Annotated in this window: 20 protein-coding genes; 9 read left to right on the top strand and 11 right to left on the bottom strand. The window is 66.9% G+C overall.

Annotated features, from left to right (window positions below; all coding sequences use genetic code 11):
* The first annotated feature begins 79 nt into the window (after positions 1-79).
* The gene (gene ygfZ / locus ABD729_RS04110; protein ID WP_344708881.1) at positions 80-784 is read left to right on the top strand and encodes a CAF17-like 4Fe-4S cluster assembly/insertion protein YgfZ; all 705 of its coding nucleotides are present in this window, start codon (positions 80-82) and stop codon (positions 782-784) included.
* Here ygfZ and ABD729_RS04105 read toward each other — a convergent pair.
* The 3 genes from ABD729_RS04105 to ABD729_RS04095 form a co-directional block, all read right to left on the bottom strand.
* Positions 781-1,047 (bottom strand): CBU_0592 family membrane protein, encoded by a 267-nt coding sequence (locus ABD729_RS04105; protein WP_344708880.1) that lies wholly within the window; start codon positions 1,045-1,047, stop codon positions 781-783. The genes ygfZ and ABD729_RS04105 overlap by 4 nt on opposite strands.
* Positions 1,047-3,725, bottom strand: coding sequence for an aconitate hydratase AcnA (gene acnA, locus ABD729_RS04100; protein ID WP_344709633.1), 2,679 nt, complete (start codon positions 3,723-3,725; stop codon positions 1,047-1,049). Before acnA ends, ABD729_RS04105 begins: the two co-directional genes overlap by 1 nt.
* 112 nt (positions 3,726-3,837) lie before the next feature.
* Positions 3,838-4,290 (bottom strand): low affinity iron permease family protein, encoded by a 453-nt coding sequence (locus tag ABD729_RS04095; RefSeq protein ID WP_344708879.1) that lies wholly within the window; start codon positions 4,288-4,290, stop codon positions 3,838-3,840.
* A gap of 151 nt (positions 4,291-4,441) precedes the next feature.
* Here ABD729_RS04095 and ABD729_RS04090 point away from each other — a divergent pair, with 151 nt between their 5' ends.
* Positions 4,442-4,639, top strand: a complete 198-nt coding sequence (locus ABD729_RS04090) for a hypothetical protein (RefSeq protein WP_344708878.1) — start codon at positions 4,442-4,444, stop codon at positions 4,637-4,639.
* On the opposite strand, the gene ABD729_RS04085 is transcribed toward ABD729_RS04090, so the two are convergent.
* Positions 4,636-5,616: a magnesium transporter CorA family protein gene (locus ABD729_RS04085; RefSeq protein ID WP_344708877.1), complete on the bottom strand. Its 981-nt coding sequence runs from the start codon at positions 5,614-5,616 to the stop codon at positions 4,636-4,638. The two genes, ABD729_RS04090 and ABD729_RS04085, sit on opposite strands and share 4 nt — an antisense overlap.
* A gap of 70 nt (positions 5,617-5,686) precedes the next feature.
* Between ABD729_RS04085 and dmeF the strand changes: the two genes are divergently transcribed.
* Complete coding sequence (gene dmeF / locus ABD729_RS04080; RefSeq protein ID WP_344708876.1) at positions 5,687-6,580, top strand: CDF family Co(II)/Ni(II) efflux transporter DmeF; 894 nt, start codon at positions 5,687-5,689, stop codon at positions 6,578-6,580.
* A complete protein-coding gene (locus ABD729_RS04075) occupies positions 6,577-7,131 on the top strand; it encodes a DUF2585 family protein (RefSeq protein WP_344708875.1) in 555 nt (184 codons plus the stop codon). Before dmeF ends, ABD729_RS04075 begins: the two co-directional genes overlap by 4 nt.
* A gap of 16 nt (positions 7,132-7,147) precedes the next feature.
* Here the strand turns inward: ABD729_RS04075 and ABD729_RS04070 are convergent, their stop codons facing one another.
* Positions 7,148-7,651 (bottom strand): DUF4142 domain-containing protein, encoded by a 504-nt coding sequence (locus ABD729_RS04070; protein ID WP_344708874.1) that lies wholly within the window; start codon positions 7,649-7,651, stop codon positions 7,148-7,150.
* A 124-nt stretch (positions 7,652-7,775) separates the two neighbouring features.
* Between ABD729_RS04070 and ABD729_RS04065 the strand changes: the two genes are divergently transcribed.
* On the top strand, positions 7,776-8,291 hold the full coding sequence (locus ABD729_RS04065; protein ID WP_344708873.1) for an acyloxyacyl hydrolase: 516 nt from the start codon (positions 7,776-7,778) through the stop codon (positions 8,289-8,291).
* Here ABD729_RS04065 and ABD729_RS04060 read toward each other — a convergent pair.
* On the bottom strand, positions 8,288-8,617 hold the full coding sequence (locus ABD729_RS04060; RefSeq protein WP_344709632.1) for a fluoride efflux transporter FluC: 330 nt from the start codon (positions 8,615-8,617) through the stop codon (positions 8,288-8,290). The two genes, ABD729_RS04065 and ABD729_RS04060, sit on opposite strands and share 4 nt — an antisense overlap.
* A gap of 8 nt (positions 8,618-8,625) precedes the next feature.
* The gene (locus ABD729_RS04055) at positions 8,626-9,597 is read right to left on the bottom strand and encodes a DUF808 domain-containing protein (protein ID WP_344708872.1); all 972 of its coding nucleotides are present in this window, start codon (positions 9,595-9,597) and stop codon (positions 8,626-8,628) included.
* Between the two features lie 55 nt (positions 9,598-9,652).
* Here ABD729_RS04055 and serS point away from each other — a divergent pair, with 55 nt between their 5' ends.
* Positions 9,653-10,912 carry a serine--tRNA ligase gene (gene serS / locus ABD729_RS04050; protein ID WP_344708871.1) on the top strand — a complete coding sequence of 420 codons (1,260 nt, stop codon included), beginning with the start codon at positions 9,653-9,655 and terminating at the stop codon, positions 10,910-10,912.
* Between the two features lie 75 nt (positions 10,913-10,987).
* The gene (locus tag ABD729_RS04045) at positions 10,988-11,692 is read left to right on the top strand and encodes an alpha/beta fold hydrolase (protein ID WP_344708870.1); all 705 of its coding nucleotides are present in this window, start codon (positions 10,988-10,990) and stop codon (positions 11,690-11,692) included.
* 43 nt (positions 11,693-11,735) lie between these two features.
* Here the strand turns inward: ABD729_RS04045 and ABD729_RS04040 are convergent, their stop codons facing one another.
* Complete coding sequence (locus ABD729_RS04040; protein ID WP_344708869.1) at positions 11,736-12,170, bottom strand: hotdog fold thioesterase; 435 nt, start codon at positions 12,168-12,170, stop codon at positions 11,736-11,738.
* A 39-nt stretch (positions 12,171-12,209) separates the two neighbouring features.
* Positions 12,210-12,968, bottom strand: a complete 759-nt coding sequence (locus ABD729_RS04035; RefSeq protein WP_344708868.1) for a phenylalanine 4-monooxygenase — start codon at positions 12,966-12,968, stop codon at positions 12,210-12,212.
* 224 nt (positions 12,969-13,192) lie between these two features.
* Here ABD729_RS04035 and ABD729_RS04030 point away from each other — a divergent pair, with 224 nt between their 5' ends.
* Positions 13,193-13,522, top strand: coding sequence for a DOPA 4,5-dioxygenase family protein (locus ABD729_RS04030; protein ID WP_344708867.1), 330 nt, complete (start codon positions 13,193-13,195; stop codon positions 13,520-13,522).
* A 15-nt stretch (positions 13,523-13,537) separates the two neighbouring features.
* Positions 13,538-13,690 carry a hypothetical protein gene (locus ABD729_RS04025; protein WP_344708866.1) on the top strand — a complete coding sequence of 51 codons (153 nt, stop codon included), beginning with the start codon at positions 13,538-13,540 and terminating at the stop codon, positions 13,688-13,690.
* A gap of 6 nt (positions 13,691-13,696) precedes the next feature.
* Here the strand turns inward: ABD729_RS04025 and ABD729_RS04020 are convergent, their stop codons facing one another.
* Together ABD729_RS04020 and ABD729_RS04015 are read right to left on the bottom strand one after the other, a co-directional pair.
* The gene (locus tag ABD729_RS04020) at positions 13,697-15,232 is read right to left on the bottom strand and encodes a tryptophan halogenase family protein (protein ID WP_344708865.1); all 1,536 of its coding nucleotides are present in this window, start codon (positions 15,230-15,232) and stop codon (positions 13,697-13,699) included.
* Positions 15,229-15,477: a 4a-hydroxytetrahydrobiopterin dehydratase gene (locus ABD729_RS04015; RefSeq protein WP_344708863.1), complete on the bottom strand. Its 249-nt coding sequence runs from the start codon at positions 15,475-15,477 to the stop codon at positions 15,229-15,231. The genes ABD729_RS04020 and ABD729_RS04015 overlap by 4 nt, the downstream gene beginning before the upstream one ends.
* Positions 15,478-15,479: the final 2 nt, after the last annotated feature.

Raw genomic sequence — 15,479 nt, 5'->3', positions numbered from 1 at the left:
CGCTGGCGCCAACGCCCTTCGACGTCGCTCAGGGCGAACGAGGTTTGTTCTTTGCGTGTGCGATCCTTAGCTAAGCTCCATGCCCGCCACCACCCTTGCCGACCGCGCCCTCATCCGCCTGTCCGGGGAGGATGTCCGCGGCTTCCTCCAGGGGCTCGTCACCAACGATGTGACGGGCGCCCTGCCGGTCTGGGCTGGGCTGCTGAGCGCGCAGGGAAAATGCCTGTTCGACTTCCTGGTGTGGGAGGATGGCGACGACCTGCTGATCGATTGCGAGTCCGAGGCGGTGGACGAGCTCCTCCGGCGGCTGCGCATGTACCGGCTACGGCGGCCGATCACCATCGAGCGGGACGAGGGCCTCGCGGTTCACTGGTCGGCCGATGGCGATCAAGGGGCAACCGACCCCCGCCTCCCCGATCTCGGGCGCCGCTGGATCGCCCCCGCCGACGAGGCTGCAACCGGCTGGCACGCCCACCGCCTGTCCCTTGGCGTCTGCGAAGGCCGGGCCGAGCTTGGCGACCTGCTCTGGCTCGAATGCAACGCGACTGAGCTCAACGGAGTGAGCTTCACCAAGGGCTGCTACGTCGGACAGGAGAACACCGCCCGGATGAACTGGCGGCAGAAGGTCAACCGCCGGCTGGTCGTCATCCCCGCACGCGAGGCGGGGCCGCGGACCAAGGCCTTTTACCCCGACCTCGGGCTCGCGGTGGAGCATCGCAGGGTCGACGATCTCTCAGGCGCAGCGCTGCCCGGCTGGCTGAGCAGCGCCCTCGCCGACGATTAGGCGGTCGCCGCCGGCTTCCTGCGCGCGGAAGCGATGCGGATGAGCGCGACGATCCCGATCCCGGCCCAGATCACGTTCAGCACCGCCGACGGCCACGCCTTGAAGTAGCCCGAGTTGATGATGAAGCCGATCGCGCCCAGCACGTTCATCGCTTGGTAGAGCGGCGACTTGGCATCGACCTTGCCCGCCGTCAGCAGCGCATAGCCGCCAAGGATCAGCAGGGCGGCGGCCCACCCTGCGATATCCACGAACAGACGTTCCATCAGGCGGCGAGCTTGCGCAGGACGTAGGGCAGGATCCCGCCGGCGTGGAAATATTCCAGCTCGTTGAAGGTATCGATCCGGCACCGCGCGGTGATGGTGCGGGTGTGGCCGTCTGCCTCGGTCACCTCGACCTCGACGTCCTGGCGCGGCTGGATCCCGGCGACGTCGCGGATGGTGAAGCTCTCGGACCCGTCGAGGCCGAGCGAGGCTGCCGTCTCGCCGTCGGCGAACTGCAGCGGCAGCACACCCATGCCGACGAGGTTGGAGCGGTGGATGCGCTCGAAGCTCTCGGCGATGACCGCACGAACGCCAAGCAGGACGGTGCCCTTCGCCGCCCAGTCGCGCGACGAGCCGGTGCCATATTCCTTACCCGCCAGGATCACGAGCGGAACGCCGGCTTCCTTGTAGGCCATGGCCGCGTCGTAGATCGCTTCCTGCTCGCCGGTCAGGAGGTTGCGGGTGTAACCGCCCTCGACCCCGGTCAGCATCTTGTTGCGGATGCGGATGTTGGCGAACGTGCCGCGCATCATCACGTCATGATTGCCACGCCGCGCGCCGTAGCTGTTGAACTCCTGGCGCGGCACCTGGCGCTCCATCAGCCACTTGCCGGCCGGGCTCTCGGCCTTGATCGAGCCGGCCGGGCTGATGTGGTCAGTGGTAATCGAATCGCCGAACACGGCCAGAGTGCGGGCGTTGGAGATGTCCTCGATGCCCTTGGCGGTCATGCTCATCCCCTCGAAATAGGGCGGGTTGGCGATGTAGGTCGACGCCGCCGGCCAGGCGTAGGTGTCGCCCCCGGTCACCGCGATGCCCTGCCAGCGCTCGTCGCCGCGATAGACATCGGCATAGCGCTTGCGGAACAGGTCGGAATGGACGTGCGCGTCGATCAGCGCGCGGATCTCGTCGTTGGTCGGCCAGATGTCCTTGAGGAACACCGGCTCGCCATTCTGGGCGGTGCCGATCGGTTCGGCGGTGATGTCGCTGCGGACGGTGCCGGCCAGCGCATAGGCGACCACCAGCGGCGGGCTGGCGAGATAGTTGGCGCGGCAATCAGGGCTGACACGCCCTTCGAAGTTGCGGTTGCCCGACAACACCGACACGGCGACGAGGTCGTTGGCGTTGATCGCCTGGCTGATCGGCTCGGGCAGAGGCCCGGAATTGCCGATGCAGGTCGTGCAGCCATAACCGACGGTGTTGAAACCGATCGCGTCGAGGTCTTCCTGAAGGCCGGCGGCGGCGAGATAGTCGCTCACCACCTGGCTTCCGGGCGCGAGGCTGGTCTTGACCCACGGCTTACGGGTCAGGCCCTTCTCGCGCGCCTTGCGGGCGACCAGGCCGGCGGCGATCAGCACGCTCGGGTTCGAGGTGTTGGTGCAGCTGGTGATGGCGGCGATCACGACGTCGCCGTTGCCAAGGTCGTGGCTCTCGCCCTCGACCGCGACGCGCGGGTCGTTGGCCTTCTTGTAGGTGTCGGCCAGCTCGGCGTTGAACTGGTCGTCGACGTCCGACAGGATCACCCGGTCCTGCGGCCGCTTGGGACCCGCAAGGCTCGGCACCACGCTGCCGAGATCAAGCTCGAGCGTATCGGTGAACAGCGGCTCGGGCGAGCTGGTGTCGCGCCACATGCCCTGCGCCTTGGCATAAGCCTCGACCAGCGCGATCCGGTCGTCGTCGCGGCCCGACAGGCGGAGGTATTCGAGGGTGCGGTTATCGATCGGGAAGAAGCCGCAGGTGGCGCCATATTCGGGCGCCATGTTGGCGATGGTCGCTCGGTCCGCCAGCGTCATCGCGTCGAGGCCCGGGCCGAAGAATTCGACCAAGCGGCCGACCACGCCCTTGGCGCGGAGCATCTGGGTAACAGTCAGCACGAGGTCGGTGGCGGTGATCCCTTCCTTGAGGCTTCCCGTGACGCGGAAGCCGACGACCTCCGGGATCAGCATCGACACCGGCTGGCCAAGCATCGCGGCTTCCGCCTCGATCCCGCCGACGCCCCAACCGAGCACGCCGAGGCCGTTGACCATCGTGGTGTGGCTGTCGGTGCCGACCAGCGTATCGGGATAGGCCACCTCGTCGCCGCTCTGGTCGGCCGAGGTCCATACCGTCTGGCAGATATATTCGAGGTTCACCTGGTGGCAGATGCCGGTGCCCGGCGGCACCACCTTGAAATTGTCGAACGCCTGGCTTCCCCACTTGAGGAACTCATAGCGCTCGCGGTTGCGGGCATATTCGTAGCTGACGTTGGCGTCGGCGGCCTTGGGCGTGCCGAACTCGTCGACCATTACCGAGTGGTCGATCACCAAGTGGACCGGCACCAGCGGATTGATCTTCTGCGGGTCGCCGCCGAGCTGCTTCATCGCGTCGCGCATGGCGGCGAGGTCGACTACCGCCGGCACGCCGGTGAAGTCCTGCATCAGCACGCGGGCCGGGCGATACTGGATCTCGCGGCTGATCCGCCGCTCCTTCTGCCAGTCGACCATCGCCTGAAGGTCGTCGCGGGTGACCGTGACCCCGTCCTCGAAGCGCAGCAGGTTCTCGAGCAGCACCTTCATCGAGAAGGGCAGGCGGCTGACATCGCCCAGCGCCTTGCCGGCCTTGTTCAGATCGTAAAAGGCATAGGCCTTGCCGCCGACATTCAGGGTCGAACGGGTGCCGAGGCTGTCCTGGCCGGTCGGGATCATGCGTTTCAAACTCGCTTGAAAGGAAGGATTGCCGCGGCCCTTAGCAAGCCTTTGGAGAGGCGGCAAAGGGGCGCGCGCAACCTCTTCTCGTCAACGCGCAGGAAGCCGGACGCTACTTCCCGTCGCCGACCTGTTCGATCGCGCGCTTGGCGCGTTCGCCATCGACGATGTCGTTGGTCCGGACGGCTGCTTCCTGGACCAGCTGCTTGGCCTCTTCGCGCAGTTCGCGGATCTGCTCCTCGTCGAGCTCTTCCTCGATCCCCACCATCTCGTCGCGGGCGCGCTTGGTGGCGTGGATCAGTTCGTCGAGCTTGGCATGCATGGCGACGTCGCGGCGACGGGCTTCCGACTCGCGTTCGAACTGCCCGTTCAGCACCATCTGGGTAAGCGTGATCGCAAGGATCGACAGCGCCGCGGTCAGCCCGTCGGCGTGAAAGCCGAACCAGAACCAGGCCACGCAGAAGATGATCACCCCGATCTGTGTCGCCGGATGGGCGAACAGCTTGCTCATGGCGTCCGAGAAACGGTCGCCGAGACGGACAATGCTGTTCTTTTCCTGCGCCATTACGCCTCCTAAACAATCGCTCGGCGCGTTCGTTGCACGGGTCGGCTAAGCCGTTGATGAACCACTGGGAAAGAATCGTCAGGCAATGGAACCGGCGGCGGGTCCGGAGGTTGATCCCGTGCGCTGCCGAATTCGGCGCGAGGGGAACGCCATGTCATTCACCAGCCCGGTATTCGATCGCCGTGTCGCCGCTTTCGAGCGCGCTGAGGCTGGCCGCTCCGGCAAACCCCTCGGCGATCTCAGCCTCGCCCGCGTCGCGCTGGCCCGCCGCCTTAATCGCGCCGGCCCGCCCGCAAGCAGCGATCCCGTCGCCCTTTCGGCCGGCTCGGGCTTCCTCCTCCGCGCCTAGATCCAGCCCCGCCGCTTGAGGTAGACCAGCGGCAGGATCGCGCTCAGCAGCATCAGCGCGAGGCTCATCGGATAGCCCCACACTTCGTCCAGCTCGGGCATATATTTGAAGTTCATTCCAAAGATGCCGGCGATCAGCGTCGGCGGCATGAACACGATGGCGACCCAGCTGAACAGCTTCATCGCCGCATTCTGCTCGATCGAGATAAGCCCCAGGCTGGCATCGAGCTGGAAGGTCAGGTCATCGCCAAGATAGCCCGCATGGTCGAGGAGGGCGGTGACATCGGCCTGCAGGCTGGTGATGCGATCGCGGGCCGCCTCGCTGCCAGGACCGTGCAAGCGCTCGGTGCCGGCGAGGAAGGTCAGTAGCCGAAGCGTCGAAACATTGGTCTCCCGCACCCGCGCCAGAAGGCTTTGCGCTCGACCGATCCGCGATAGCAGGGCGGTCAAGTTCTTGGCCGGTATCCGCCGCTCGTCGACCCGCTCATGAAAGATCTTGCGGGACAATTCTTCCATTTCCGCGCCCGATCGCTCGAGCTCGTCGGCTGTGCGGTCGACGATCGCGTCGAGGAGCTTGAGCATGACCTTCATCGCGTCGCCCGCAAGCTCCGGGCGCCGGCGCATCTCGGCGACGAATACCCGCACCGGCTTTGGCGTCGCATAGCGGACGGTGACCAGCTTGTCCTTGGCCAGCACGAAGGCGATCGGCTCGGTCGTCGGCATTCCGTCCTCGACCCCGCACAGGGTGCTGAGCGTCATGAACAGCGCGCCATTCTCTTCGTAGAGGCGGCTCGAAGGCTCGATCTCCACCATGTCGTCGCGGGTCGGAATGGCGATCCCAGTCAGCCGCTCGACCGCAACCTCCTCTTCGCGGGTCGGCTCCTCGAGGTCGATCCAGGTGGCGGTGGGCGGGATGGTGTGGGCATGCTCCGCCTCGACCAGGCTTCCGTCGCAGGCAGGGCCGTAGGTACGCATCATAGGGTTAGGAGACTTCCTCCGCCCCGCGCGCCTTGGCAAGAGTGAACCGCTCCCCTAGCCACGGGGCGAGATGCAAGCCGCCCACACGCACGACTTTCTTGGCGACTCGCACGACCGCAACGCGCGGCGGACGCAGATCGTGCTGGTGCTGACCGCCATCACCACGGTGACCGAGATCGGCTTCGGAACCCTGACCGGCTCCATGGCCCTGGTCGCGGACGGCTGGCACATGGCGACCGACAGCCTTTCACTCGCCATCACCGCCTTCGCTTATGCGTTCGCGAAGCGGCGCTCGGCCGACCCCCGCTTCGGCTGGGGGACCGGAAAGGTCGGCACGCTGGCAGCCTACTCCTCCGCGCTGGTGTTGCTCGCGGTCGGCGTCGGCATCTTTTACGAAAGCGTCGTCCGGCTCTTCAATCCGGTGTCGGTCGATTATCGCGAAGCGCTGATCGTCGCCGCGGTCGGCCTGGCGATCAACCTGTGCTGCGCGTTCATCCTTGGCAGCGGGGGTCACGCCCACGCCCACGATCATGGGGGCGGGCACGATCACGACCATGGCCACGACCTCAATCTCAGGTCGGCCTACCTCCACGTCCTCGCCGACGCGGTGACCAGCCTCACCGCGATCGTGGCCCTTGCCGCGGCATGGCAGTTCGGAGCGCGCTGGCTCGATGCGGCGGTCGGCATTCTCGGCGCCGTGCTCATCATCCGCTGGAGCCTCGAGCTGACCGGCCAGTCGACCCAGGTCCTTCTCGACCAGGTTCCCGACAAGCGGCTGTGCGACGAACTGAAGCAGAAGATCGAGGGCGAAGGCGACGTCACCGTCCATGACTGGCACCTGTGGACCGTCGGCCCCGGCCGCTACGCCGCCATCGTTTCCGCCACCGGCGCCCCTGCCAGCGAAATCCGCCGCCGTCTCGGCAGTGACAAGCGCATCGCCCACCTTACCGTCGAGTGTTCGTGAACAAGAAACTTCGGCCCTTCCTGGCAACCTTCCTCGTCCTCCTCGGCGCCGCCGCCATCCTGTGGCTGATGGGCCGGCCGCTCACCTACAAGGGCGGCCTTATCCAGCTGTGGGGTCCGGTCGGCCCCAAGCAGAGCCAGATGCTGCTCGACTGGTACAGCGCCAGCCACATCGTCCACGGCTTCCTCTTCTACGCCATCCTGCATGTCGCGGCGAAGCGCTGGAAGCCGGGGCAGAAGCTGCTCGCCGCGACCCTGGTCGAGGCAGCGTGGGAGATCGTCGAGAACTCGCCCGTCATCATCAACCGCTACCGTGAGGCGACCATCGCGCTCGGCTATCGCGGCGACACGGTGGTGAACTCGGTCAGCGACATCGTCATGATGATCGCCGGCTTCCTCCTCGCCGCGCGCGTCCCGGTGTGGGCAAGCGTGATGATCGTACTGGTGCTCGAACTCATTCCGCTCGCCATCATCCGCGACAATCTGACGCTCAACGTCTGGATGTTGCTCGCCCCCAATGACGCCATCCGCACCTGGCAGGCCGGCGCCTGAACCCTCCGCGCAAAAACTACATCCGGCGCGCGTGATCGAGGTGGCCGCGGACGATCGGCACAGCTGACGCGGCGACCCCGCGGAGCTGCGGATTATCGCCGTGCCGCGCATAATTGTCGTGCAGCGCGAGCGCCTGCTGGTGGCTCGTCACCTGCTGGGCACGATAGGCCGCGTCGAAATTTCCGGCGCGCTGCAGGTCGTTGAGAAGCGCCGCATGCATCGGCAGCATCTGTATCGGAACCCCGATCCCGGCCCCTGCCGCGACCGCCCTCAACTGCGCGCTGGTGTTCGAATGATCCCGGATCATCATCTGGGCATGCATCCGCGTCATCGCATTCTGGCTTCGCTGCAGCGCCAGCCGGCTGCTCTCGATCTCGAACAGGTCGGAGGACGCGGCCATGGCGACGAACGCCGGCGCGGCTTCCGGAGTCATGTCCATCGGTCCATTCACCGTGGCACAGGCGGTAAGCCCCATCGCGCCGAGCGCGGCGACGAGGGCAATCGGGACAAGACGACGCATGGGAGCACTCCTCGAGATGCCGGGACGATCGACAGGAGCCCAAAGGACCGCGGCGCGTTCAGGTTCCGTCGTCCTCCCCCGTGGCAGTGGACTGCGCAGATCCTCGTAAAGTCCCGGAGTGCTCATGAAGAATTTCGCCTTGCTGGCCGCCGCATTCACCACCGTCATGCCCGCCGCCGCTTCGGCCAGCGAAATCTTCGGCGGGGTTCATGCCCATGCGGTGAAGACGCCGCTCAGCCTCGAGGCGGATCGTGAGGACGGGGTTGATTTCAGCGCCGGCATTCGCGGCAACGGCATCCTCGGCACGCCCCTTCAGCCGCATCTCTTCGCGCAGGTGAACACCAACGGTGGGACCAACTTCCTCGCCGCCGGCCTGTCGGCCAAATTCGGCCGCAGCCTGTACGTTCGCCCGGGCCTTGGCCTTGCCATCCACGACGGTTCGGCCTCGCGGTTCGACCGGCGCGACCGGCTCGCCTTTGGCAGCCGGATCCTGTTCGAACCCGAACTGGCGGTCGGCACCCGGCTGAACGACCGACTGTCGATCGAGGCGAGCTGGGTCCACTTCAGCCATGCCCAGCTGTTTTCCGGGCAGAACCCTGGCATCGACAATATCGGCGTCCGGGCGAACCTCCGCCTCTAGCGGCTGAGCGCAAGGCCCATCGCCAGCCCCGCCAGTGAACCGGCGAGGGTCAGGCCGGCATAGGCGACCGCCGTCGCCGGCGCGCGCGACCACAGGCTGACCGTGTCGAGGGCAAAGGCGCTCATGGTGGTAAAGCCGCCAAGCAGCCCCACGCCGAGCAGCAGCCGCGCCTGTTCCGGCCCGCCGCTTCGCCCCAGCACGCCGGCCAGCAGCCCCATCAGGCAGCAGCCGATGATATTGACCAGCAGCGTCCCCCACGGACTGGCGACCAGCCCGCCGAGCCACCAGCGCAGCAGCGCGCCGGTGCCGCCCCCAGCGAAGACCAGCAGCCCGCTCAGTGCGCGGCGGCCTCTTGCACGGGCTTCTTGCGGCTCGGCAGCAGGTGCAGCACCGCGACGATCAGCCCCCCGACGATGATCCCGGCGATGGCGCCGAACCCGGCGTTGAACAGCCAGCTCCAGAAGCCCTGCCAGAAGCCGAGCGCCTCGGCCCCATGGACAGCGAGGTCATGCGTCAGGTGCGGGATCGCCTCGCCGATGTGCAGCGTCTCCATCCCGTGCAGCAGGATCTGCCCGCCGACCCACAGCATCGCCGCCGTGCCCACGATCGACAGGAAGGCGAGAAGCTTGGGCACCCCCAGCACCAGACCGCGCCCGAGCGAGGCCAGGGCGCCGCCCTTCGAACAAAGGTGCAGCCCGATGTCGTCGAGCTTCACGATCAGCCCGACGGTGCCATAGACCATCACGGTGATCGCGATGCCGACCACCGCCAGCACCACCGCCTCGATCACCAGCGAATCAAGTTCGAGCGCGGCAAGTGCGATGACCATGATCTCGGCCGACAGGATGAAGTCGGTGCGGATCGCGCCGGCCACCTGCCGCGCTTCCAGCTCGCCTGGGTCGTCGCAGGCCATCAATTCGTCGGTGTCGTGATGGTCGCCGGAAATCTTCTCCCACAGCTTCTCCGCCCCTTCGAAGCAGAGATAGGCGCCGCCGATCATCAGCAGCGGGGTGATGAGGTCGAAGCCGATCTGCTGCCCGGCCCAGGACAGGAACAGGGCGACCGGGAGGATGATCAGCAGCTTGTTCTTGAAGCTGCCGAGCGCGATCTTGCCGATGATCGGAAGCTCGCGCTCGGGACTGAGCCCGGTGACGTAGCGCGGGGTGACCGCCGTATCGTCGATCACCACGCCCGCCGCCTTGGACCCGGCCTTGCTGACCGCCGCGCCGATATCGTCCATGCTGGACGCGGCGAGCTTGGCGATGGTGGCGACGTCGTCGAGGAGCGCGATAAGACCTGAAGGCATGGCGCTGGCTTAGGCGAACTTGCACGGGCGGCGCAATTCGCGCATCCGCGCCCACATGCTGGACCTCGCTTTTCTCCGCCACAATCGCGACCTGGTCGCCCGCGCCGCTGCACAGAAGAACGTCGCGATCGACCTTGATGCGCTGCTTGCCCTCGACGCCGACGTGCGCGGCGCAAAGAGCGAGATCGATACCCTGCGGGCCGAGCGTAACGCCATTTCCGCAGGCTTCAAGTCCGCCGCGCCGGAGGAAAAGGCCGAACTCGGCCGCCGCGCCAAGGAAGCGGGCGCCAAGGCGTCCGAGCTCGAAGCCGGCATCGCCGCCAAGGAAGAGGAGCTGCGCGACCAGCTCCTGCGCCTCCCCAACATCCCGTGGGACGGCGCACCGGTCGGGCCCGACGAGAACAGCAATGTCGTCATCCGCACCGAAGGCACGGTCCCCGAATTCGCTTTCACTCCGCGCGACCATGTCGAGCTGGTCGAGATGAACGACTGGGCCGACCTCGGCCGCATCGTCCAGGTCTCGGGCAGCCGGCAATATTGCCTGAAAGGCCGCCTCGCCCTGCTCGAAACCGTGCTGATGAGCTGGGCGCTGACCAAGATCGCCGCCGCCGGCTTCACGCCGATCACCGTCCCCGCGCTCGTCCGCGAGGAAGCCTTCGTTCGCCAGGGCCAGTTCCCCGGCCACAAGGAGGAAACCTACCAGCTTCCCAACGACGACCTGTGGCTGGCCGGCACCGCCGAGGTCGCGCTGACCTCGCTTCATTCGGGCGAGATCCTCGACCTGTCGAACGGTCCCGTCCTCTACGCCGGCTATTCTCCCTGCTTCCGCCGCGAGGCGGGCAGCGCCGGCCGCGACGTCCGCGGGCTGCTGCGGGTCCACCAGTTCGCCAAGGTCGAACAGTTCGTCATCTGCCAGGCCGATGAAGCCACTTCGGCCGAATGGCACGCCCGCCTGCTCGGCCTCGCCGAGGAGCTGCTTACCGACCTCGAAATCCCCTATCAGGTGATCGAGACCTCGACCGGCGACATGGGCCTCGGCAAATTCCGAATGAACGATATCGAAAGCTGGGTGCCCTCGCTCGGCAAGTATCGCGAAACCCACAGCTGCTCGACCCTGCATGACTGGCAGGCCCGCCGCGCCAATCTTCGCTACCGCGATGCCGACGGCAAGGTGCGCTTCGCCCACACCCTCAACAACACCGCGCTCGCCTCGCCGCGGATCCTGGTGCCGCTGCTCGAGAACCACCAGACCGAGGATGGCCGCGTCCGCCTGCCCAAGGCGCTGCAGGGCCTGATGGGCGGTGAATATCTTTAATCTCGTCATTGCGAGCGAAGCGAAGCAATCCATATCGCCGCACGTGACCATGGTTTGCTTCGCCCCCGGCTCGCAATGACGACATTGGACGACACCAAAGCCCCGCCGAACTACCGGCGCCTGACCGAGGGGCTGAGCCTGGCCCCGCGGCTGTGGAGCAGCTTCGGGCACCTCGGCCCGCGCGGGCCGATCGATGGCCCGCCGGCACTGGTCATCCCCGGCTTCGTCGCCACCGACCGCACGACGATGGAGCTTCGCCGAGCCTTCGCGGAAGGCGGGTTCCGAACCCATCCCTGGGCACTCGGCCTTAACCGCGGCGCGCGCTCCGATACCCTCGTCAGCCTTGAACGCCGTCTCGAGCAGATCGGCGATGGCGAGCAGGTGCTGGTGGTCGGCTGGAGCCTCGGCGGCCTGTTCGCCCGCGAACTTGCGCGGCATCGCCCCGACCTCGTCAGCGCGGTGGTGACCCTCGGTTCACCCTTCTCCGGCGATGTCCGCGGCAACAATGTCTGGCGCTTCTACGAATGGGTCGCGGGCCACCCGGTCGACAATCCGCCGATCCCGCGCATCACGGACAAGCCGCCGGTCCCCACACTCGCCTTCTGGTCGCGCCGCGACGGCATTGTCGCTCCCGCCTGCGCTCGCGGCGAACCGCACGAAAGCGACCTCGCGATCGAGCTCACCTGCAATCACATGGCCTTCAGCGTCTCGCGCGCCGCAACCCGGCAGGTGGTGCAGCAGACCAAAAGCTTCCTGACCGCCAATCTTCGCTCGCCCTGAGCAAAAAACGAAGGGCCTTGGCGCAGGCGTGCTGATGGAAAATCTAGGCCTGCTGCCTTGCGATCACCGCCAGCGTGATCCGCGACAGGCAGACGAGCTTGCCGCCCTCCTCCTCGACCCGGATCGTCCACACCTGCGTCGTCCGGCCGATCGCTTCAGCCTTGGCGGTCGCGACCACCCAGCCCTCGCGTGCGGCGCGGATGTGGTTGGCGTTGATTTCCAGTCCGACCACGCCCTTCTGCTCGGGGTCGACGGTCATCATTCCCGCATAGGAAGCGACCGTCTCGGAAAGCGCGACCGATGCGCCGCCGTGGAGCCGACCGTAAGGCTGGGTGGTGCGGCGATCGACCGGCATCCGCGCCTTCAGCCAGTCGTCGCCCCGCTCGAGGAACTCGATCCCGAGATGGCCGATCATGCAGGCATCCCCGATACGGGTCGCCGCTTCGGGGTCGAAATCGTGAATGTGCCAGATGCTCATGCGTCAAAGGCTAAGCAGAACCGCAGCCCCCGCGCCAGCCTAGGGCAGCGGCCCGTCGAGCGCTTCGACCACCGCCTCCATGCTGTCCGCGACGAGGTAGAGCGGCTGCATCGCATCATGCCGGTACGGCGTCGCCACCGCCGACTGCGGCGTGAACCGCCGCCGCTCGATCTGCGGATCCTCGAGGCTCTTGGCCGCTTCGCCAAAGCTCGACGCCAGCCCGGCACCGAGGATACGCAGCTCGCCCTCTTCTCGGACCAGGCCGAATTCGATCGTATGCCAGTAGAGCCGCGCGACCTTGTCGCCCTGCCCCGCGGCAATCGCCTCGACGCCCGTCTGCCCAAATTGCTGCATCGCGTTGGCGACCTGCCGGTCGGCCAGCATCGGCACATGGCCATAGATGTCATGAAAGCAGTCAGGCTCCTCGAGGTAATCGAGCTCCGCCCGGGTGCGGATGAAGTTGCCGATCGGGAACACGCGCGCCGCCAGCATCGCAAAGAAGGCCTCGTCCGGTACCAAGCCGGCGACCGCGACGCAGCGCCATCCACTCAGCGGTTCGAGCAGGGCATTCAGCCGCGCCAGTTCCGGAATGCCGCCCCCGCCCAGCCCGACTAGCGCAAGCCCGTCGAGGAAGCGGCGGACGATCCGCCCCTCCAGCAGCCTGGTCTGCCGAGCGTAGAGAATGTCCCAGGTTTCATGGTCCTCGCTGCTGAACCGGCCCCAGCCCTGGTCGACCACATAGGCCTGCCAGCCCGGCACCAGCGGGTCGGCGGCGGCGTGGTGGAATTCCTTGAACATCGGGTCGATCCTTGGTCGGAAGCACAAAAAAACCCGCCGGGCGGTGGCCTGGCGGGGTAGCGAAAACTGGTCTGTCAGACGCGCGTTCAGCCGATCCCCACCTCGTGGAGATAATAATAGCTGGCGCTGGCAATACGGCCGGTCATGGGACTGGTGTATGCGCAAACGCGCGTGAATGGAAGCTGGCCCTTCCGCCGGGGCACCTCCATACCCATGTCAGCGGCATGGACGCGCCGGCCGACTTCCACGTTCACCTCTACTTCGACCCGGACGAGGTCGACCTTGCCCGCAGCGTCGCCGGCGAAGTGGCCGAGCGCTTCGGCGCGTCGGTCGGTCATTTCCATACCCGGCCGGTCGGGCCGCACCCGCGCGGTTCGGTCCAGCTGACCGTGGCGCCAGGCCGTTTCGGGGAGGTCGCCGGCTGGCTTCCGCTCCACCGCCGCGGCCTGACCGTCTTTGCCCACCCTTCGACCGGAAACGACCGCGCGGACCATACCGATCATGTGATCTGGTTCGGCCCGAGCGAGCCGCTCGCCACCGCCATGTTCGACTGAAAGGAACACAAGAGAATGACCGACGAAGGCAAGCGCATCGCCAAATATGCCGCCGTGGGCGCGCTGATCGCCATTCCCTTGCCCGTGGTCGGCCCGATCATCGGCGGGATCGTCGGCGCGGTGATCGGCGCCAACAAGAACAAGAAGCTTTACGGCCGGCCTTACTAGGCCGATCTATCGCGCGGCGCTCCCTACGGCCGCCGCGTCGCAATTGGCGCGGATGAAGTCGCAGTGGGTCGGCATATGATCCGCGAAATGCACATAGCTGGCGTGCATCTTGGCCAGCACGTCGTCGACCCACGCCGGCTCCGGCACGGTCGCGATCGGTTCGAGGGCGGCGGGCGGCAGTCCCTGCCCGAGCAGCACCGCGACCCAGCTCGGCGTCCCGAACAGTTCGCGCCCCTCGCGGAATAGTCGGCCCTTGCCCGCCCACAAGGCGAGCCTCGAGGCGAGGCTGTCCGGCACCGCCATGTCGCGACACCTGCGCCAGAAGTCCGAATCGTCCCGCCGCGACGCCTTGTAGTGAAGGATGATGAAGTCGCGGACGTCCTCGAACACCTCCCGCATCTGCCGATTATATTCGCCCCGCTCCAGCGGATCGAAACGGGAATCAGGGAACAGCGCCAGCAGCTTCTGGATGCCGCTTTGGATGAGGTGGATGCTGGTCGATTCCAGCGGCTCGAGGAACCCGCTCGACAGGCCCAGCGCGACCACATTGGCATTCCACGCCAGCTTGCGCCGCCCGGTCGTGAAGGACAGCTGCCTCGGTTCGCCGAGCGGCTTTCCGTCGAGGTTCCCCAGCAGCAACGCGGCCGCATCGTCGGCGTCCATATGCGCCGAGGAATAGACGATCCCGTTCCCCATCCGGTGCTGAAGCGGGATGCGCCACTGCCATCCCGCCGCCCGCGCGGTCGAGCGAGTGAAGGGATCGGGCTCTCCGGCAAGCTCGCACGGGACCGCGACCGCCCGGTTGCACGGCAGCCAGCGGGTCCACTCTTCATAGCCTGACCCCAGCGCCTGCTCGATCAGCAGCCCGCGAAAACCCGAGCAGTCGATGAACAATTCGCCCGCGACGATGCTCCCATCCGCCAGCGTGACGCTGGTGATGTGCCCGGTCTCGCCATTCTGGTCCCAACCGGTGATCTTCCCCTCGCGGCGGACGACCCCGCGCTCTTCCGCAATGCGGCGCAGGAACCGTGCGTACAGCCCCGCATCGAAGTGGAAGGCGTAATCGAGCTGGCTGAACGGCAGCCGCGAATCTGCCGTCGGCCGGGCGAAGCGACCCTTCGCCGCCGCAGCCGCGCTCATCGACCATCCGTCGATCGGCGGCAGCGCTCGGCGCTCGGCGCTGGCCAAGTACAATTGGTGGAAGTTCACTCCGCGCAGGTCCTGCCCGTGCGGCCCGAACGGGTGGAAATAGCGCCGCCCCACACCGCCCCAGTCGACGAACTCGATCCCCAGCTTGAAGGTCCCCTGCGTCGCCCGCAGGAAATCATCCTCGTCGATCCCGACCATCCGGTTGAAGGCACGGAGCGGCGGAATGGTCGCCTCGCCCACCCCGACGATGCCGATCTCGTCCGATTCGATCAGCGTGATGCGCGTGCCCCGCGGCAGCAGGGTGCTGAGCGCGGTCGCCGCCATCCACCCCGCGGTCCCGCCTCCGACCACCACGATGTCGCGGATCGCATGCGGGGGCAGGGCGTCGCTCACCTCCCGGCCCCGGCGCTCGCCAGCCGGTCGATCTCCTCGGCCAGCTGGCGGTCACGCTCGGTCACCCCGCCCGCGTCATGGCTGGTCAGCCGAAAGTCGACGCGGTTCCAGACGCTGGTAAACTCGGGATGGTGGTCGATCTTTTCGGCATGCAGCGCGACCCGCGTCAGGAAGGCGAAGGCCGCACTGAAATCGTCGAAGCGCAGGCTCCGGTGAAGCGCGCCATCCCGTTCTTCCCACGCCATGA

Source organism: Sphingomonas humi (assembly GCF_039536725.1).
In the GTDB taxonomy this organism is placed as follows: domain Bacteria; phylum Pseudomonadota; class Alphaproteobacteria; order Sphingomonadales; family Sphingomonadaceae; genus Sphingomicrobium; species Sphingomicrobium humi.
Note: the sequence above shows the minus strand (reverse complement) of the source record. Positions and strands in the feature narration are given on the sequence as shown.